Here is a 20,507-nt window from a genome sequence, read left to right on the forward strand (position 1 = left end):
CGCGGCTAAATAAGTTTGACAAACGGCGCCTCTTTCTCTACTATATAGATACGCACCCTATCCAATTCAATTTCGCTTGTTGCGGGACACTTAACCAGTACGGATGGATAGGGTGTTTTTGTATGCAAAAAAAGCAGAAGACCTAGGTCTTCTGCTTTTTATTTTGCTATAGGCTGACTTTCGTTTTTTCTGTTTCCTTTTTTATTTTTCAAATAATAAAACAAGTAACAAAAAAGGACAAAGGGGATACCGCAGTATAATGCGATACGCTGACTCTTATCAAAAGCCAGTCCTACACAAGCAGCAAAGCATAAAACAAACGCTAAAATAGGTACAATAGGATATAAAGGAGCTTTGTAAACAAGCTTCGATACATCATTCCCTTCTTTAATATAGCGTCTTCTGAACATAAAGTGAGAAGCCGCAATAGCCATCCATACAGCTACAACCGCAAATCCAGAAATAGAAACTAATACTAAGTAAACAGTTGTTGGTGCAACTACGCTTGACAGCAAGGACAGACATGCCACTCCCATGCTGATAAGCAACGAATTAAATGGAACTCCTTTAGACGTTACTTTTCCTAACCAAGTGCTGACCATTTTTTGATCAGATAATGACCATAGCATTCTCGAACATGCATATAATCCTGCATTAGCGTTTGATAATAAAGCTGTTAAAATAACCAAGTTCATGATATCTGCTGCGTAAGGAATACCTATTTGATCGAATACCGTTACAAATGGACTTTCTAACACTCCTGCTTGTTTCCATGAAATCAATCCAGATAGTACAAACATGGCGCCAATAAAAAAGAAGAACGTACGCCAAATGATATTTTTAATTGCGCGAGGTATGTTCTTTTCCGGATCCTCTGTTTCCCCAGCCGTAATACCAATTAATTCTGTTCCCGAAAAAGCAAAGCTAACAGAAACCATCGTAATTAATACAGGCATAAGTCCATTTGGAAATAAACCGCCCTCTCCTGTAAAGTGAGAAAGCATCGGCGCTTTTTCATGACCGCTAAGGGGAATGAATCCAAACATCGCTGCTGCGCCTAAAATAATAAATACAATAATCGTTAATACTTTAATACTTGAAAACCAAAATTCTGTTTCACCGAAAAAACGTACAGATGTTGCATTTAAACCAAATAATAAAAGGGCAAACAGCGCGCTCCATATCCAAACCGAAACGTCAGGAAACCATCTTTGCATAAGCAATCCAGACGCTGTAAACTCCGAACCGACAGACACCACCCAAGTCAGCCAGTAAAGCCAGCCAACCGCAAAACCAGTTCCCGGCCCGATAAACTTCGTAGCGTATACTTGAAATGATCCCGACACAGGCATTGCTACGCTTAGTTCCCCTAGACATATCATGACTAAATACATAATTAATCCACCGATTAAATAAGCAAGGAGTGTTCCCCCAGGACCTGCTGCCTTAATTGTGTAGCCTGAATTAAGAAACAGCCCCGTACCGATAACACCGCCAAGAGAAATCATAAATAAATGACGGCTTTTCATTTTTCTTTGTAACTGATTCATAGATGTTGTATTCTCTCCCATTATGTACCTCCTTTTATAGTAAACCCATCTAAAAACTTGGTTTATTTACATATTCTCTATAGTCTCTTCTCTGAAGGAGTAGGCTCTATTTCTTCGATATGTACAAATTTTGTATATTGTATACAATATACACTTCTTAAATCTTTTTTCGATTATATCATTTTTCAGATTTTTTACAACAATCAATAGTAAAAAATATTTCAATAATTCTATTTTTTATATTCTAACTAAGATTAGACGAAGTGATATGATTATTTTTACACCTGTACGTTCTTTCACGCTATTTTTATACTCTTTCATCACCATGACATGATGAGAAAGAACGGCTGATGCGATATTTATTTTAGGGGGAAACAATGAACAAGGGGCCTATGATTTATCATTCATTAAAAGATCATGTATATAACTACATAGCAAGTCAAATTCAAGACGGTACACTGCTGCCTAACGACAAAATAAATGAAGCCAGCATTTGTTCTCAGCTGAATGTCAGCCGAACGCCTGTGAGAGAAGCGCTTATTAAATTAGCTTCAGACAACCTATTAGAATACAGACCGCGCAGAGGATTTACCGTAAAGGAAATTGATACACCAAAAAAACTAGAAGTATTTGAAATCGTCGGTGCTTTAGATGGTCTTGCAGCTTCCCTGTCGATTGATCACTTAACGGAAGACGATTTTACGAAGATGGATGAGCTTATTAAAAAAATTGATGTTTCGATTGCATTAGAAAATTATCAGGATTATCAAAAATACCAAACGTATTTTCATCGAGTATATTTGAACCGATGCGGTAATGTGACCTTAAAAGAACAGCTTATATCTTTACAAGACGGATTCATCAGACAAACGTACTTTAGCGATGACAATAAAGAGCTATACGCCATTTTACATGTGATGAATGAACATCACCGCCATATTCTAAAACTTCTGAAGCAGAAAAAAAAGGCGGATGTTCAGCTTTACCTTCAAAATGTCCACTGGAAAATCGAATATCCAGAAATGATTTGATCAAAAAGAGGTTAAGGCATAACTAAATCAATCCAGTCAACAGCTAGAAGCAACAAAATACATGAAACCTACGTTTATCATACCAATAAAAAAATCCGAACGAAGTTGATTCTCCATCAAGAATCTTAATTCATCGTTCGGATCTTCTTTCAACTAACATACTGTTGCCGCAGCCTCTTTTATTTTGCTATAGAAGAACGTTGTTTTTCTTCGGTTACATACCAAATGAATTTCCCTGTATATCCGTAAATAACCGCCAAAATAATAGAGACAAAGCTTAGCCACATAAACGGCAGATAAGCGAATGTAGAAATCCCAAGCGTTGTAGCTAAAAATACACCGTTGTCCGTCCACGGAACCATCCCTGAAGTTAAGGTTCCCCCTACTTCTGAGTTACGGGCAAGCACTAGACGCTGTATTCTTAACTTGTCATAACTTTTCTCCATAATTTTCGGCGTTAAAATTAATGAAACATACATTGCACAACCAAATATATTCCCTAATAATCCAACGAAAATAGTAGAAGCCGTAACGTTTCCAGAATTGACAAGAATTTTTTCGAATTTAGATAGCAGGACTTCTAAGACACCGAGCTCATCTAATAACCCGCCAAAGCCTAGTCCAAAAATAATGACAATAATGGAACCGACCATGCTTAAAATTCCGCCACGATTTAACAGCTCACTTAAAAATGTGTTGTCGGTATTAATTTTAAATCCTTCATAAGCCGTATTAAATGCGCTCGCCACATCCATATGCTGAAAGACAACTGCCCATATAATTCCTAATAATGAGCCAATCGCAATGGCTGGAAGAGAAGGTTTCTTTAATGCTAAAAGGACAATAACAGCCAAAGCCGGAATCAGCATCCACCCGCTGATATGGAATGTATCCAACAGCGAAGATTTTAATCCTTCTACCCGTCCAGCATCAAAATCTTTTCCTCCATACATAAACCCTGTTACCGTAAATAATACTGCCGTAATGACGTAAGCAGGAATATCCAACACTAACATTGCTTTTACGTGATCAATAACGTTCACTCGAGCCATTGACGCAGATAAAATGGTACTGTCAGAAAGAGGAGAAAGCTTGTCTCCAAAATAAGCTCCTGAAATCACAGCTCCAGCTACTAAAGGAAGCGGCATACCTAAGCCTTGTCCGATTCCCATCATCGCGATTCCTGCTGTACCAACCGTTCCCCAAGATGTTCCTGTTGAAATCGAGGTAATAGAGCAAATGATAAGTGTAGCAAGTAAAAAGAATGTTGGATTAATAAACTCTAGTCCAAAGTAAATAAGAGAAGGAACAACTCCTCCGGCAATCCATGTTCCAATTAACGTACCGACGGCTAATAAAATTAAAATAGCTTCTAAACCGTTTGATATTCCTCTTGTAATGGCTCCTTGCAGCTGATTATACGTATACCCAAGTCGTACTCCTAGCGCCATAACAATAAACCATGAAATAAATAAAGCGAGCTGAATAGGTAAATCCAAAACAGTTGCAAATGAAATAACAACTGCTAAAAATAAAGCAAGCACAATCATTATTTCCCACATAGATGGTAAACGGGTTGTGTTCAAACTAGCTCCTCCTAAACTGGTATGTAGATTCTGGAATGTGGTATCGTTTAAGAGTAAAACGTCCTTATTTCATTCTTTAATTGTTCCTCTTACTGCTTGAACGTATGTACTTCTTTGAATGCTTAAACAATAAACTGCATCTTTTTAAGAACATAAAATAAGGTTACTCGTGTAAACAATAAGCCATTTTTTCTTTTATCCAGTGGTCATAATACCACAAGAGCGTGCTTTCTTACAAGACTAGTTATAAAGCGCTTTCTGATTATTTATACATTTTAATACATAAATATATTTTATTTATTTTATTCAATGAAAAGAGGTAAGTAACATGAAAGAATATGCAACATTTGCGGGAGGATGCTTTTGGTGCATGGTCGCTCCTTTTGATCAGCTTCCAGGAATCAGCAGTATTCGCTCGGGCTACGCTAAAGATGAACAAATCACTTCTGAAGCTAAACAGGAAAGCGAATACGTAGAAGCAGTACAAATTGTATGGGATCCTTCTCATATTACGTTTGAAGAACTGCTTAACCTGTATTGGCAGCAAATTGACCCTACGGATTCCGGCGGACAGTTTTCAGACCGCGGACCGTCCTATCGAGCCATTATTTTTTATCACAACGAAAAACAAAAAGAAGCGGCTTTCGATTCTAAAAAAAAGCTAGCCCAAAGCGGGCGCTTTAAGCGTCCTATCGTCACACCTATTTTACCTTTTTCTTCTTTTTGCGAAGCAGAAGAACAGCAGCAGGATTATTATCGAAAAAACGCATTTCACTATAAATTATACAAAGAAGGCTCGGGGCGGACTGATTTTCTGACACAGCATTGGCTAAAGGACCGCTCCTATTTAAAAGAGGTCCTAACGCCCATTCAATATTTTGTTACGCAGGAAAATGGAACCGAACCTCCTTTTACAAATTTATATTGGAATAACAAAAAACAAGGAATTTACGTTGATCTTCTAACGGGAGAAGCACTGTTTAAAACGTCAGATCAACTCCCTTCCCATACAGGGTGGCCTGTTTTTAAACGCCCTATTTTATACGGAAATATAAAAAAAGTTCCGATGCAGCATGAAACAGCACTAAAAAGCAAAGAAGGAAATAACTATTTGGGTTTACTATTAACCGAAGAAAACAGCGAATACTATCAAGTAAATTCCGCGGCTTTGCGCTTCATTCCAAAAGAGAAGCTTAAAGAAGAAGGGTATGAAGACTTTTTAATTTTGTTTTGATACTTATACTTTTTTAAAAGGATAAAAATAAGCCGTGACTTGATTCGCATAGTGCACAATTAAATCGCGATTGTCTGCCGGACGCAAAAAAGGCTGAGTAATAGAATCATCTCTTATTTCACACTCTCCTTTTTGCAGCTCCCAAGGATCATGATAAAGGTCTCCTCTATAGACATTTCCTTGATGAGTGGTAAATAAGCAGTAGCGCTCTGTAAGCCAATGAGCTACTTCTCCTTTTCTACTGCGATAGGACGGAGAAGTACCTCTATATGTAAGCTTTACTCGCTCTTTTTTTGAGTCTCTGTGCGTGCGAACTGACTGAAAAGAAATATGGTTCTGAGTCTTGTTGAATGTCATAGCAGCGTGGTAATAAGGCAAATGAAAAAACTGACGAGCAATCCATACCCCTAGCGGATTGCTTGCGTCTAAACTAAAAAAATAAACGCCTTTTTCCCCTTTATATGTAACATATGTACGCACATTCAGCTCATATAGCCGTGAAAAGATGGGAACTGCGGGCGTTCCTTTAAATCGAATGTCTGTCATCGTAAAAGGCACCAGTGCAATCCATCCTTGACCATCATAGGTGTCAGGCTCTAACTGACTAGGCAATAAAGAAGCCAAAAATGCCGGATCTACAGGCCAATGAATAAACAGTAAATCTTTCCACGTTTGTTTCATTATCCAATTATTTTTCACTTCTTGGTCCCTCCTTGTTCTAGGTGTTCTTTCCCATTAATTCAGCGGCTGCCGATTTCCCTGACAAATATGCGCTCTCTAACCGTGAGTGATTCGTCTCGTCTTCCCTTCTTAAAAAAGCATCTCCTGCCACCAGTAGCGACGGCATAATTTTAGCAAAGGGCTGATGAAGAACTTGTTCAACCTCTGCATAGCGCCATTTCTTTAACTGAATGCTTTTAATATGATTTGCATCTATCCATTCTTTTATTTCATTTTTTATCGCCTGCAGCAACTCATGTTCATGCTCATCAAAATGTTTTTCTGACCAGTCTTTATTCGTATATATGCTAAGAACGGGCGTCTTTGATATTCCTTTTTGCTCATGATTAACGATTCTTTGGATTGTGCTGGATGGATTCATGATTTGACCATGATCACCATACAGCATCTCTGTGTAAAGCTCCACGATAGCAACCAAGCAGGGACTAAATTTCAGTGTTTTAAGAATAGATTGGTCCGCTTGCAGCTTACTATTATTAAGTACCTCAATAACCTGAGGAGACGGAGGTGTAAGAATGATATCAGTCGCTTCAAAAATCTCATTTTCTTCTGTATACAGCTGATACCTTCCGTTTTGAAAATCAATGGCTTGAACTTTTCGATTCACGTATACGCGTAGATCTTCAGCTAAATATTTAGCTAGCGCATTCATGCCATTCGGACTGTGATACCGAGGGTGATGGTCACCAAACCACTTCTTAACCTTTCTATCAGCTATCCATTTATTTACGTCTTGTTGAAATTCATCGGATCTCACTGTAAAAAATTGAGCTCCGTGATCTGCTTTTCCATCCCCTACTCTTCGGGTAGCCATTCGTCCCCCTACACTTTTACCCTTATCAAGAAGAAAGACCTCTATTCCCTCTTTTTGTAATTCAGCCGCTGCTGTAAGGCCCGTCATTCCAGCACCTACTATTCCTACTCGTCTCATTTTTTCCTCCTTATTTAACGCATTTACTTACAGTATAAAAAAAGCAGAATGATTGAGCTAATTTAAACTGTCTTTTTCATTTAACTGCGTTTCTGCTTGTCTCAAAAAAATAGTCTACGATTCCTTTCAGCTGAGTATACTTGTTATATACAAATATACATTTACCTGCTAGCACGTCTATAGATAGGAGGACTGTCATATGATGCTCTATGATATTAAGCACAAAGTATATTACGAAGTATTTAATACAGCTCGCCCTAAAATGAAGGACGCTCACCAAGGCCGAAGCTGGGGATATGTTTATAAAAATCTCAATGGACAACCTACAAAGTTTTGGATTGACTTTACGCATGGACGTTTTATGTACTTTCAAGTTGAAGACAAGTGGTATCGGGTGCAATATTTGCAGTCCAATGATAAGAAAAAAACAGCGGATGTCTTTAAAGGCGCTCTCATTGACTTGATTTTAGATGGAATGGACCTCAAGTTAGTACGAGGAAACTTTGAAAAGAGAAGACTCTTAGCTTTATAACACATAGAAAAACAGCCGTAAAAGCAGGACTGCTTTTACGGCTGTTTAATTGTACGAGGAGTAATCAATATTTCAACCCTTCTATTTTTCGCTTGCCCCTCTGCTGTATTGTTAGATGTCACCGGTTTGAACTCTCCAAATCCTTTTGCACTGAACATGCTTGGATTAAGCTTATCATTTTTTAAGATAACTTTCATAAAGTTAACTGCTCTCATCACGCTTAACTCCCAGTTGGATTCAAAACCAGCGTTGCGAATGGGTACGTTATCAGTATGACCGCTAATAATGATATTACGAGGAGGATCAATCACCAAAAGTTCTGAAATATCATTGGCGATTTTTGTATCTTCACTTCGAACCTGCGCTCTTCCCGAATCAAACAATACATTATCTCGAATGGAAATTAAGAGACCTTCATCAGTTAGCGAAGTCTGTAATTGATTTGTTAGGTTTTTCTTTTGAATATACGCATTAATTTTAGATTGAATTTGCTGAAGCTCTTCTTGATCAGCTTCTCGAATGGTTTGCTCCTTTTGTTCGCTCGTTAGCGATTGTGAAGAAGCAGGAGACTGATTAGGAGCTGTCTCCACTTCATTTGTTTTTTCCGTACTTTTAGCTGCAGGAGTATTTGAAGGCTGAACCGCTTCTTCAGATTCCTCCAGAGATTGAAATTCCATCACGCCCGTTCCTCCAACGAACGCCTCATTAAATGCGCGAGAAAGATTCTTAAATTTTTGCGCATCCACTGAGCTCATTGCAAACAATACAATGAATAAAGCAAGTAAAAGTGTAAGCAAATCTGAGTAAGGAAGCAGCCAGCTTTCGTCAACATGGTCCTCTTCATGCTTTCGTTTTCTGCGTCTACTCATTTATGCCCACTTCACTTTCTTGAAGAAGCTTTTTACGTTCCGCTGTTGGCAAATAAGAAGCCAGCTTTTGCTCAATTACTTTTGGTGTTTCTCCTTCTAGAAGTGAAAGCACTCCTTCGATCATCATATACTTCACCTTTACTTCATGTTTCGATTTACGCTTTAGTTTATTTGCAAACGGATGCCATAGTACATACCCAGTAAAAATACCAAGAAGCGTAGCAACAAACGCCGCGCTGATCGCATGTCCTAGCGTATCTGTATCTTCCATGTTCCCAAGCGCAGCAATTAACCCTATAACAGCTCCAAGTACACCGAGAGTTGGAGCATATGTACCTGCTAAAGCGAAAATACTTGCACCCGTTTGATGTCTTTCTTCCATCGCATCAATTTCTTCAGACAACACGTCTCGTATATAATCCGCACTTTGACCATCAATAGCTAAATTCAAACCATTTTTTAAGAAAGGGTCATCTACATCAATAATTTGGGCTTCAAGTGATAGTAACCCTTCTTTTCGAACAACTTGTCCCCATTCAGAAAACATGGATACTAAATCAACGGGCTGCAGCATTTTTTGTTCTTTAAACAGGACACCAAACAGTTTTGGGACTCTTTTGATTTCATTTGAAGGAAATGCAATCACTACTGCTCCGACGGTTCCGACAATAATAATTAAAATAGCAGCCGGATTTCCTAACACAGATGGATTAACCCCTTTGAAAAACATGCCTACAATAAGAGAGGCTATTCCTAAAATCAGTCCAATAAAAGATGTTTTATCCATATGTAATTCTCCTATCCTTAACTTCCTGTTCTTTCTTTTTGTATATTTTATCCTCATCTTTTATTTCGACTATTTCATAGAATTTTTAAGCTTTTTATGAATCATATTTACAATTACAGCTTTTCTCTATTATAAAAACACTTTTTTTAACTTTTCATACAGAATGTCTGAAGGTCCAGCTATAATCGCTACAATTTGATTTTCCACATAAATAGCAGCCGTCATCTTATTATCAATATCAGCTAAAATGGCAAATCCGACGTTAATGTTCAACTTTACTCACCTCTATCACGTTCTTGTTTATTCAACATATAAAAAGAACAGTCTTACCATTTATTTTTCCGTGTTTTATTGACATTTGTAAATTTTATATTAAGATTATGTAAATGAGTTGACAAAATGGAGGTGATATTATGCTATTAGAAAAATACTGTAAAGACACTGATTTAATGATTATCCAGTTTACAATTGAACTAACAAAAGACATTCACGCTAAAATCTCCGCACGTACTTTATTTTATGAAGAACAGGTGATACGTTATGCTGAAAAAAGAATACGTTCTTTCTTACACCCTCTTTCCCTTAAACATACGCTAAAATTTGTCTATCAATCTGAAATACTACAAACCATTCTATTCAAATTAAAACCAACTTTTGAGCAGCAGCATGTATTGCGCTGTATTTCATCTTAAAAAGGAGTTTCCTTTAGCGGAAACTCCTTTTTGATTTGATTCTACGATATAGACGATATGCTTTTCTGATCACGTTTAACAACGGGTATGGCAAGCGGATATGGTACTTATCAATAAACGGATAAAAGGTGTAATAAGCTTTTACAAGGTCTGTCCATTTTTTATCAATACCTTCCTTATAAAAGTCAGAAATATCCACCACATACCCTCTTCCATCTTTCATCATGACATTTTTACCATGCACATCATACGGGTTTAAACCCTGGCTTCTTGCATAGTCCAAAGCTTTGTTCACATCTTTTATGACTTGTTCTGGAATCTTTATTCCCCGCTGGACGGCATCATACAGTGTAACGCCTGTAAGTCTTTTTAAAATCAAGTACGTCTTTCCCTCATGAAAAAGTTGAGAATAAGCTGGGTGAACGCCCAGCTTTCTATACACTTGCGCTTCTTTTTTTACACCATAAATTTCTCTTCCGTATACTTTCACGACAAATTCAGGATAATTTTCGTGCGTAAACACACCGGCATAGTTTCCTTTACCAATAAGTACCCACTCTTTTGTTTTGTTCGTAACTTCAACTGGATCATAGTCACTTTCACTTTGAATCGTAACTTGCGTTAGTAATGATGTTTCAACTAGCGACACCAACTGTTTAATTGTTTTATCCATAGTCCCCTCTAAAAATCCTTCAGTAATCTCTATCAAATATTACCCTATGATAAATCTCAATGCAGGATGTGTCAATAAATTGACAGTCTGATATAAAGAGGGAAAGTATTCCCGTTCATTCAAGACTGGGTGTGAACTTTGTGAACATTCACCTTCAGTTCTTCTTTCATATTCAGCATTACGCCCGCCATCGGAGAAATAGATTCGGGTTTAGTCAGCTGAAATAAAAAGCGCTTTGTCATTTCTGACAGAAAAATGGTTACTATTTCAGTGATGTAGTCCGTGCCCCTTTCCGCTTGATGCTCAATCCCAAGCGGCATATACATATAGCTTGGGACATCAATGGACCCTCCTTTTTCAAAACGGTCAGGTAAAAATTCACTTGGCTCTAAAAAATAATCTTCATGGCGATGCATCATATAAGGGCTAATTAACATAATCTCCCCTTTTTTAATACTGTAGCCATCTATTTGTATATCTTCACGTGCTTGACGCCCAAATAGCCAAAGAGGCGGATATAACCTCATGCTTTCAGCAATTATTTTGCGCATATAGGTCAGATTTTTGGTTGAAAGCGATTCGCCGCTAGCATAGGCTTGAATTTCTTTATGCAGCTGAAGGTGCTCCCTAGTATTTTGAGACAGTAAATGAATAGACCAGCTGCATACGTGCGTAATCATTTCATACATCGAAAGGAATATAGAATTTAGCTGTTCGTATATTTCTCTTTCATCGCTGTCTTCTCCGCAAGAATTCAATATATACTGCAGTAAATCATTTCCTTCGGTTTTGTTTTGAACACGCATTTGAACGCGTTCAAAAAGGAGTTGTTCGAGCTGCTCATCTGAGTCAGGCTGGTGCAAAGGCAGACGAATATAAATTTTGCCTAACTTTTCTTTTTTTCTCATAAGCGCTTGAACGTAGTGAATTTTATCTTTATCCTCAATCGAAATGCCAAATACAAGTTGAAGGAGTACAGCTACGACTATCTGTCTTATGTCTTTTACTATCGTTCGAAGCAGCCCTTCTTCCCACGTTTCCGTATGCTTTTCAATTATTTTTGCTATTGCTTCCTTATTATAGGTTAGATGTTGTTTAAGTTGTGAGGGTTGAATGGGGCTCATGTATAATGCTTCATCTGTCCATAACATTTCTTCGCCTAGCAGCGTTTTAAACATGTGCGTTAGTTTAATTTTTTGAAACGCCTTGCTGTTTGTAATGACTACATCTTTAATAAGTTGAGGGTCTCTCGTTACATAAAAGCGTTTGTGCGCAACTCTAAATGTTGCAATTTCTCCATACTGAGTCAAGTTTTCCAAAAAACCCAGGGGGTTCTCTCTAAACTTTTGCAGGTGACCGGTAAGCTTATACGACGAGGGGCCCTGTATAACCGGCAATGTTATCACTCCTTTTCTAAAAATGCGGGACTTAAACAAATAAAAGAGTAGTCCACTAAAGACTACTCTTTTTCACACAAAGATATGCTATTGATTTTCACAAAAATTCTTACTAATTATTCCATATTGATCCATACGCTTTTCACTTCAGTGTAGTTATCAAGCGCATAGCTTCCCATTTCACGACCAATTCCCGACTGTTTATAGCCTCCAAACGGGCTTGCTGCATCAAATACGTTGTAACAGTTCACCCAAACTGTACCTGCTTTAATACCATGAGCAATATAGTGTGCTTTCTTTAAATCCTGTGTCCAGACGCCCGCTGCTAGACCATATGCTGTATCATTTGCTTTGGCAATCAAATCATCAAGATCGTCAAACGGCATAGCAGCTACAACCGGACCGAAGATTTCTTCACGAGCAATCGTCATTGAATGATCGACATCTGCAAAGATAGTCGGTTCTACGAAATAGCCTTGATCAAATGGAATGTTTCCTCCTGCGAGTACTTCTGCTCCTTCTTCTATTCCTTTATCAATATAGGTTTTCACTCGTTTTTGCTGCTGCGCAGATACAAGCGGCCCCATTGTTGTCTCATCTGCTAATCCATTTCCTTGTTTAATAGATTTCGTTTGAGAAACTAAATCAGCTACGACATTATCATATAAGCTTTTTTGGACATACAGACGACTTCCAGCACAACATACTTGTCCTTGATTAAACATAATACCTGAAAGTGCACCAGGAACCGCTTTTGTTAAGTCTGCATCCGGTAGGATAATGTTTGGTGATTTACCTCCAAGCTCTAACGTCACACGCTTTAAGGAGTCACTAGCTTGCTTCATAATTGCTTTTCCGACAGCAGTAGATCCCGTAAAAGCAATTTTATCGACAAGATCATGATGAACGAGCGGTTCACCTGCTGTTTTCCCGTAGCCTGGCACGATGTTTAGCACGCCTTTTGGGAACCCTGCTTCATCGGCTAGTCGAGCCAAGTAAAGTGCAGAAAGCGGCGTTTGCTCGGCTGGTTTGAGCACAATTGTACATCCAGTTGCCAAAGCGGCTCCGAGCTTCCAAGCGGCCATTAAAAGCGGGAAGTTCCACGGGATAATTTGGCCAACAACTCCTACTGGCTCATATCTTGTATAGTTAAAATACGCTCCTTGCACAGGAATAGTTTGTCCAACCATTTTAGTTGACCAACCAGCAAAGTAGCGGAAATGTTCGATTGCTAATGGAATGTCTGCATTTGATGTTTCACGAATTGGTTTTCCGTTATCAAGCGTTTCAAGCTGCGCAAGTTCCAATTGATGTGTTTCCATTAAATCAGCTAATTTATAAATAAGTCGACTTCTTTCAGCTGCTGACATCTTTGTCCAAGGTCCATGATCAAAGGCTTCTCTAGCCGCTCTGACGGCACGATCAATATCCTCTGGATTTGCTTCAGCTACATCTGCCAACTTTTCACCCGTTGCTGGATTTACTGTTTCAAACGTTTTTCCTGAAACAGAGTCTACCCACTCGCCGTTAATGTATAGCTGTTTAACTCCTTTTAAAAACTCCACTACTTTCGGACTCATTTCAACTTTTTTCGCTCCAAGATTTTGCATCAAATACATACCTCCCCACGAATTTTGAAAACGCTAACAATGAATATTTTACCATGTTATCTAATAAAATCAACAATTTTACATACAATATTCTGAATTTTTCTACATGTATTCCAGCTATCTAAAACTTATCTTACTAGTACAAATGTCGAAAGAGGCGAAACGTTTACTGTATTTCCTTTCACCGTACGGAGCGTTTTTGTTCCTGCCTGCTCGCCGTCAACAAGTAATCTCCACGTTCTGTTAGAAGGCAGATGAACCGTTTGAGCTTGTTTATTTGCATTATGAATCACCATTATTTCGTTTGCTTTATCTTTATTAGCTTTAGCATTTAACGTATAACCTACTACGTTTGATGGTGCGTCAACAAAGCGTAAATTTTGATGAATAGCCTGTGCACTCGTCATTCTAAATGAGGAATATTGCTTTCGAAGCGCAATAAGTCCCTTCATATAATCTACTTCTTGGCTGAAAGCTGCTCGGCGCTTCCAATCTAGCTGATTGACAGAATCGGGTGACTGATAGCTATTATGATCTCCGCCTTTTGTTCTCATAAACTCTTGACCTGCATGTATAAAGTTCATTCCTTGAGATGTTAAAATAATAGAAGAAGCAAGCTTATGCATTTGCTTTTTCGTTTGCTCGGTGTCAGCAGGGTTCGTCAGCTGAAGCTTATCCCATAACGTATGGTTATCGTGGGCTTCTACATACGTCACAACTTGATCCGGGTCTTCATACGTGGCAGTTGAATGATCATAATCTATTCCAGCTGCTATACTTTGCTGTATGAGCTTTTCTTGACCCTGTTTTCCATTAACAAATCCGTTTTCACGATCAAAAAACACGCTGCCTTTAAGACCATCTCGCATACCATCATTGAAGTGAGCGATGCGCTTCATATCCTGAGCGTTTTTCTGATTAGCTTTTAGCTTAGCATCAAGCTCGGTTCCTAGATCCCAGCCCTCTCCTAAGACGATAATGGAAGGGTCAATTTCATCTAACTTCTTTCTCACTTCATTCATTGTCTTTGTATCGTGAATCCCCATTAAATCAAATCGAAACCCATCAATGTGGTACTCTTTTGCCCAATACGCAACAGAATCTACAATAAACTTCCGAACCATCTTCCGTTCAGACGCCGTGTCGTTTCCAACACCTGTTCCGTTGGATAAAGTTCCATCTTCTTTATAACGGAAGTAGTAGCCTGGAACTAGTTTATCAAAGCTATGCTCACTCACTGCATACACATGATTATAAACCACGTCCATTACCATACGAAGCTGCTTGTCATGAAGCGTTTGAATCATTTGTTTAAGCTCAATAATTCTCGTCTTAGGATTATATGGATTTGTTGAATAGGAACCTTCTGGGACGTTGTAATTTTTTGGATCATATCCCCAGTTAAACTGCGGCTCGTTTAATTTCGTTTCATCCACCGTACGATAATCGTAAATAGGCAGGAACTGAACGTGCGTCACACCTAAATCTTTAATATGACTGAGTCCTGTTTTTACTCCATTTGGTCCTTTCGTATTCCACTCCGCTACGCCTAGATATTTTCCTTTATTTTTGATACCGCTCTCTTTTTGAGACGATAAATCTCGTACGTGCAGTTCATAGATAATCGCATCTTCTGGATTTTTAAATTTCGGCTTATTTGCACTCCACTTTCTCGGATTTGTCTTAGCCAAATCTACGACAACTCCGCGATCTCCATTCACCGTTGTTGCTGGTACATATGGATCAACCGCTTCGTTCCAGCTGTTCCCAATTTTTACTTTGTACGTATAAATCAGTTCATCTTGATTTCCTTTTAACTCCGCTTTCCACGTTCCTTTTTCACTTTTAGTCATAGAAATTTCTTTTACAGCTTTGGAGTTCCATGACGAATAAATCACTAGCTTGGCTTCGCTTGCAGTTGGAGCCCATACGCGAAAATTTGTTTGTTTCTTAGAATACGTGTTTCCTAAATCGTTTCCGCTATATGCATACTTTTCGTCAAATTCTTTCGTGCGAACGACATTTCCATTGACTACATCAGCTGAGCCGTAGCCTTTTTGCTTAACTTTATACGTTTTTGTAACGTCCAAAGGCTGTTTTGTTATGATTTTAACTTTAGTAGTAGCAGCGTCTTCTCCCTCTTTATAAGGTATCACTTTCTCAATTTGAGCTCCGTCAATTTCAATGTCTCCTACACTCTTAGAAGAGTCAAACGGCACGTTTGTTTCTAAGGTGATTTGATTAAATGTATCCATAGTCGCTTTCGTGATTTTCCGAGTGATATCTACTCCTGCTCTATCATAATAAATTCGATTTTGTCCTTGAACAATCCATACTTCTACATTCCCATCTTTACCAACCTTGGTAATAAAGCGGTCTCCTCCGTCTTTATTTTCCCAATCGCTGTCACTAGTAGAATGGCGTACAATAAAACCAATTTTGTCAAATAAATTGCCACTTCCACTGTTAATGGCGTAAGTCGCTCTCTTCCCAAAATTCGTGTCTTCCGTAAATTCGATTTGCTTGCCTTCTTTTTCATCACCGGGCCATGTCCAAATGTTCCACCCGCTGTAATCTCCGTCGTACCGATGATAATTTAAGGTAACGTTTACTTTATCAAACTTCGGTAAATCTCGGTATTCACCGTCAGGAGGAGACGTATATGTATGTTCATCTCCACTTTTCACCCATACTTCTCCTTCACCGTTCTCCACCGAAACGAAGCGGTCTCCTCCATCTTTTTCCCACGACTCTGTTCGAACAATAAAACCTACTTTGTCATAAGTACCGGGTAATTCAACTTCCGCTACTTTTCCAAATTGATCTTCCCCTGTAAATGCGTAAGGCTTCCCTTCTCCTCCTTCAGGAAAAACCCATAATCCCCATTCCTTTGTATCATTTGGAGCAGGCTGATAGTGAATCGTGATTTTTGTTGCGTCTGCTGCAGATGCAAACGATTGCATAAATGGGCTAAAAAAAGAGCTTACTAGTAAGAGTAAAGCCATCAGTACCGTTGCATATTTAGTCCAACTACGTTTCAATGAAAACCCTCCCGTAAAATAAAGTACGTACACATTTTTCACTATAACCTTTTTTGAAAGCGTCATCATAAGTATTTTTTCCTATTTTATGTGGATAAAGAAAAAAAATCCATAGTTAACAATGTTAACTATGGATGACGTATCTCTTTTACACTTCTGCTGTCTCAGGTGAGATGGTTTGATCGTTATATACGTTTGTATCTAGCTCTTTTGTTAATTTACTAGTGACGACTCCGGCTGTCATGCTTCCACTTACATTAAGCGCCGTACGCCCCATATCAATCAATGGCTCTACTGAAATTAATAAGCCTGCTAGCGCTACGGGCAAATTCATAGAAGATAATACAAGTAAAGCCGCAAATGTCGCTCCTCCGCCAACGCCTGCTACGCCAAACGAACTAATTGCTACAATGGCAATCAACGTGAAAATAAATGAAGGCGTTAAGGGGTCAATACCTACCGTTGGTGCAATCATAACGGCTAACATAGCTGGATATATTCCAGCGCATCCGTTTTGACCAATTGTAAGACCAAATGAACCTGCGAAATTCGCAATTCCTTCTGGAACCCCTAGCTGTCTTGTTTGTGTATTAACATTCAAAGGTAATGCTCCAGCACTTGTACGGGAAGTAAAGGCAAAAGCCAATACAGGAAATACTTTCTTAACATATGTGATCGGATTTACACCGATCATTGTTAGAATAACTAAGTGAACAATAAACATAGCTGCCAATGCGACATATGATGCTACAACAAATTTTCCAAGTTTAACAATTGCATCAATATCACTCGTTGCTACTGTTTTGGTCATAATTGCAAGTACCCCATAAGGAGTTAAACGAAGAATTAGCGTCACTACACGCATTACAATGGCATAAAGCGTATCAATAATTTTTGAAAATAACGCCGCTTCCTCAGCCTTTTTACGCTTCACGCCTAAATACGCAATTCCAACAAATGCCGCAAAGATGACAACGCCAATCGTGGAAGTTGAACGTGCGCCTGTTAAATCAAGAAACGGGTTAGCAGGCAATAATTCTACTACTTGCTGTGGGATTGTTTTTGCTTCTAAACTAGATAAATTGTTTTCTAAGTCCTCTCCGCGCTGAAGTTCCGCTTCCCCTTTTGTGATTTGGACAGATTCTAAATTAAAGCTCGTTGTTGTAAAAATACCAATTGCAGCTGCTATCGCTGTTGTGACAAGCAAAATCCCAATAATTAAACTACTAATCTTTCCAATATTGCTCGTCAATTTTAAGCGAGTGAATGCCGCTACAATCGATACAAATACAAGCGGCATAACAATCATTTGCAGAAACTTAACATATCCGCTTCCTACAATGCTAAACCAATCGGCGGTCGTCATCGTTACTTCATGAGTCGGACCATACACCCACTGAAGAGCAAAGCCAAAAATAATTCCTAGTCCAAGCGCTGTAAACACACGCTTTGAAAATGATACATGTTTTTTCTGCATCATAAACAGCCCCGCAAGCAATGCGAGCATAATGAGGATGTTTATGATGACTAATAAGTTATTCATAGATGTTCCCCCTGTAATTTTTTCCATAAATCATGTCTCTATTACTTATAATATAACAATACCAATAAGTCAACTAGGTTTTATGTTTTTTCCTGAAGACAGTTTTTTTGAATAATTTTGACAAAACAAAAAAGCTAAGGATTTTCCTTAGCTTTCTATTTTACGCTTGTATGTACTTCAGTGGTCTTTTGCCCCGTTACCAGAGATGGTCTTTCTTTCATCAGACCGGATGTACTACAATTCATATATAGGATTACATTTCATATAATTCATTTAGCCATTTTACAAACAAATGTCTGGGTAATTCTAGTTCGTGAAGCTCGACATATTGAATATCAGATAGCGTCGTCCCTCTAGCCATATAAAAGTACCACTGCCAGCCAATATCTTTAGCAATGGCATAGGATTTAGCTAGATCTTGTCTATTATCTGTCTGCTGCATATCATTCATCCACTGCGTTTCATCCGCTTCATACTCATAATAATGGAGAGTATATTTATCACACCAATACGTAAGGTCCTGATGGGAGAACGGATTTTCTCCGTCACATACTTGAAGCAATAGCATTCTTAAATTTTCCGGTGTATACGGTAATATAATTTTTTGATCTGCACGTCTCATTTTGCTACCTTCCTGACATGTTCGTTTCTTTTATTACATCATGTACGGCTGCGTTTAGCAATAAGAAATGGATGACGTTTTCATTACTTTTCGTTTACAACATTTCATTTGCTTGCAAAAACCGCCGTATCTTCGACATACAGAGGCAGTCGGATTTTAACAATCGTCCCTTTGTTCTGTTCACTCTCAATCTGCAGGGTACCGTGATGATCATGAATAATTTTGGAGCTGATTGTTAATCCAAGCCCCATTCCTTTTTCTTTTAAAGTAAAAAACGGTTCTCCTATATGTTCTAGACGGTCTTTAGAAATTCCTACTCCTTCATCTCTAACTTCTATAAAAATATGGTTATCCTGCGCTGTTTTGATTGTAATGTAAATATTTCCAGGCCTATCCATGGCTTCAATTGCGTTTTTAAAAACATTAAGTAATACTTGAATAAGGTGATTTTTATTTCCATACACACTAGCGTTATTTGTTTGTTCATCGTATAAGAAGTCAATGTTTTTCAATAAAGCTTCATGGGAAGTTAAACTCATTACATACTTAACCGCTTCTGTAAGAGAAAACACGCGAAAATGTTCACTTTCAGGTTTTGACAAAAGGAGCATTTCACTGACAATACCATTAATTCGTTCCAGCTCATCAAGCATGATGTTAGCATACCCTATTGCGGATCGGTCTGTTTCTTTCATGAGCTGAACAAACCCTTTAATACTCGTAAGCGGATTTCTAATTTCATGAGCAATTCCAGCAGCTAATTCGCCTACTACAGAAAGCTTTTCCTTTTTTATGAGAAGCGCTTCTGCAAGCTTTTGCTGAGTGATATCTCGTCCAATCGTGATAAGAGCTTTTCTTGAGCCATCACCAAAAAACACAGGTACTTTAATAACATCAAATGTTTTGACCTCGCCGTTTGGTATTTCAAATGCTTCTTCCGTGCGTACCTTTTCCTTTTTTCTCCATGCTTCTTCATCCGATGAAATACAGTGTAAGAAAGCGGCTTGAAAGAAAGGCACAAGTTCCCCAAGTTCTGCATCGGTTTTACCCCTGTAATCAATACCCTTTAAATGATAAAGTTCTCTTCCAAAATCATTCACCGCCACCCATTTGCCAGCTCCATCTTTAAAACAAATAAAATCTGGCATTGAATTTATTAATGTAGCAAGCTGATATTGTTCATCAGACACCTGGGTATGAATCGAACGCTTATGAAGTAAATAAAACGTGCCAGCCGTTACGCCCACTAGTAAACTATCTTTTATCAAACTGCTAAGAGCATATGCTCCTTTAAAAAATGCCATTGTTTGAAAGACGATGTACACCCCTACAAGCAGAAGACCCGCTACCGCCGCTGCTTTTCGTACACCCTCCCTATTTTTTATCAATATTTCCCACCAGCCTTTGTTTTTTACGTGAATACTCTCTATGTTTCATCAATTAAGTTCTGAATATTCTTCTTACTTTTAAACTAGTTTACCTTATTTTTTTATTCTTATCTAATACCTTTTTTTATTACTTTTGACACAGTTTCTTTTATCCTCTTTAGTTGTTTCCGTATTTTCATTTTATTTGAGTTATTTTCTCTATCAAAATAGGAATTTAGATACGGAATATCCTGGAACATTTAGGTAATAATACTCTTTTTTGTATTTTCTTAATATTGTA

Annotated in this window: 18 protein-coding genes; 4 read left to right on the forward strand and 14 right to left on the reverse strand. The window is 38.3% G+C overall.

The window, feature by feature from the left end:
* Positions 1-158 precede the first annotated feature (158 nt).
* Complete coding sequence (locus ACFX40_RS16060; protein ID WP_263034255.1) at positions 159-1,571, reverse strand: amino acid permease; 1,413 nt, start codon at positions 1,569-1,571, stop codon at positions 159-161.
* A 356-nt stretch (positions 1,572-1,927) separates the two neighbouring features.
* Between ACFX40_RS16060 and ACFX40_RS16065 the strand changes: the two genes are divergently transcribed.
* Positions 1,928-2,581 carry a GntR family transcriptional regulator gene (locus ACFX40_RS16065; RefSeq protein WP_253352748.1) on the forward strand — a complete coding sequence of 218 codons (654 nt, stop codon included), beginning with the start codon at positions 1,928-1,930 and terminating at the stop codon, positions 2,579-2,581.
* Positions 2,582-2,760: 179 nt separating this feature from the next.
* Here ACFX40_RS16065 and nhaC read toward each other — a convergent pair whose 3' ends face one another.
* Positions 2,761-4,167, reverse strand: coding sequence for a Na+/H+ antiporter NhaC (gene nhaC / locus ACFX40_RS16070; RefSeq protein ID WP_060747390.1), 1,407 nt, complete (start codon positions 4,165-4,167; stop codon positions 2,761-2,763).
* Between the two features lie 328 nt (positions 4,168-4,495).
* On the opposite strand from nhaC, the gene msrA reads away from it, so the two are divergent.
* The gene (msrA, locus tag ACFX40_RS16075; protein ID WP_263034256.1) at positions 4,496-5,401 is read left to right on the forward strand and encodes a peptide-methionine (S)-S-oxide reductase MsrA; all 906 of its coding nucleotides are present in this window, start codon (positions 4,496-4,498) and stop codon (positions 5,399-5,401) included.
* A 3-nt stretch (positions 5,402-5,404) separates the two neighbouring features.
* Here msrA and ACFX40_RS16080 read toward each other — a convergent pair whose 3' ends face one another.
* Positions 5,405-6,100, reverse strand: coding sequence for a YqjF family protein (locus tag ACFX40_RS16080; RefSeq protein WP_136789405.1), 696 nt, complete (start codon positions 6,098-6,100; stop codon positions 5,405-5,407).
* Between the two features lie 19 nt (positions 6,101-6,119).
* Positions 6,120-7,073, reverse strand: coding sequence for an NAD(P)/FAD-dependent oxidoreductase (locus ACFX40_RS16085; RefSeq protein ID WP_028408763.1), 954 nt, complete (start codon positions 7,071-7,073; stop codon positions 6,120-6,122).
* Between the two features lie 199 nt (positions 7,074-7,272).
* Between ACFX40_RS16085 and ACFX40_RS16090 the strand changes: the two genes are divergently transcribed.
* Positions 7,273-7,605: a hypothetical protein gene (locus ACFX40_RS16090; protein ID WP_013056747.1), complete on the forward strand. Its 333-nt coding sequence runs from the start codon at positions 7,273-7,275 to the stop codon at positions 7,603-7,605.
* A gap of 35 nt (positions 7,606-7,640) precedes the next feature.
* Here the strand turns inward: ACFX40_RS16090 and ACFX40_RS16095 are convergent, their stop codons facing one another.
* The 3 genes from ACFX40_RS16095 to ACFX40_RS16105 form a co-directional block, all read right to left on the reverse strand.
* Positions 7,641-8,474, reverse strand: a complete 834-nt coding sequence (locus ACFX40_RS16095) for a flagellar motor protein MotB (protein WP_028408764.1) — start codon at positions 8,472-8,474, stop codon at positions 7,641-7,643.
* Positions 8,467-9,261, reverse strand: coding sequence for a flagellar motor stator protein MotA (gene motA, locus ACFX40_RS16100; protein WP_013056745.1), 795 nt, complete (start codon positions 9,259-9,261; stop codon positions 8,467-8,469). The genes ACFX40_RS16095 and motA overlap by 8 nt, the downstream gene beginning before the upstream one ends.
* Positions 9,262-9,390: 129 nt before the next feature.
* Positions 9,391-9,534: a hypothetical protein gene (locus tag ACFX40_RS16105; RefSeq protein WP_014460421.1), complete on the reverse strand. Its 144-nt coding sequence runs from the start codon at positions 9,532-9,534 to the stop codon at positions 9,391-9,393.
* A gap of 140 nt (positions 9,535-9,674) precedes the next feature.
* Here ACFX40_RS16105 and ACFX40_RS16110 point away from each other — a divergent pair, with 140 nt between their 5' ends.
* Positions 9,675-9,953 carry a hypothetical protein gene (locus ACFX40_RS16110; protein WP_014460422.1) on the forward strand — a complete coding sequence of 93 codons (279 nt, stop codon included), beginning with the start codon at positions 9,675-9,677 and terminating at the stop codon, positions 9,951-9,953.
* 13 nt (positions 9,954-9,966) lie between these two features.
* Here the strand turns inward: ACFX40_RS16110 and ACFX40_RS16115 are convergent, their stop codons facing one another.
* The 7 genes from ACFX40_RS16115 to ACFX40_RS16145 form a co-directional block, all read right to left on the reverse strand.
* Positions 9,967-10,626, reverse strand: coding sequence for a serine/threonine-protein kinase (locus tag ACFX40_RS16115; protein WP_060747395.1), 660 nt, complete (start codon positions 10,624-10,626; stop codon positions 9,967-9,969).
* A 119-nt stretch (positions 10,627-10,745) separates the two neighbouring features.
* Positions 10,746-12,032: a cytochrome P450 gene (locus tag ACFX40_RS16120; protein WP_098579621.1), complete on the reverse strand. Its 1,287-nt coding sequence runs from the start codon at positions 12,030-12,032 to the stop codon at positions 10,746-10,748.
* 107 nt (positions 12,033-12,139) lie between these two features.
* Positions 12,140-13,633, reverse strand: coding sequence for an aldehyde dehydrogenase family protein (locus ACFX40_RS16125; protein WP_013082880.1), 1,494 nt, complete (start codon positions 13,631-13,633; stop codon positions 12,140-12,142).
* A gap of 128 nt (positions 13,634-13,761) precedes the next feature.
* Entirely contained in the window at positions 13,762-16,743 is a 2,982-nt protein-coding gene (gene pulA, locus ACFX40_RS16130) for a type I pullulanase (RefSeq protein ID WP_377255569.1), read from the reverse strand.
* Positions 16,744-16,822: 79 nt separating this feature from the next.
* On the reverse strand, positions 16,823-18,217 hold the full coding sequence (locus ACFX40_RS16135) for an L-cystine transporter (RefSeq protein ID WP_377255572.1): 1,395 nt from the start codon (positions 18,215-18,217) through the stop codon (positions 16,823-16,825).
* 253 nt (positions 18,218-18,470) lie between these two features.
* On the reverse strand, positions 18,471-18,839 hold the full coding sequence (locus tag ACFX40_RS16140) for a hypothetical protein (protein ID WP_013082877.1): 369 nt from the start codon (positions 18,837-18,839) through the stop codon (positions 18,471-18,473).
* Positions 18,840-18,943: 104 nt separating this feature from the next.
* Entirely contained in the window at positions 18,944-20,227 is a 1,284-nt protein-coding gene (locus tag ACFX40_RS16145) for an ATP-binding protein (protein ID WP_377255575.1), read from the reverse strand.
* Positions 20,228-20,507 lie beyond the last annotated feature (280 nt).

The sequence above is a fragment of the Priestia sp. YIM B13552 genome (assembly GCF_042787775.1).
Lineage (GTDB): Bacteria > Bacillota > Bacilli > Bacillales > Bacillaceae_H > Priestia > Priestia megaterium_E.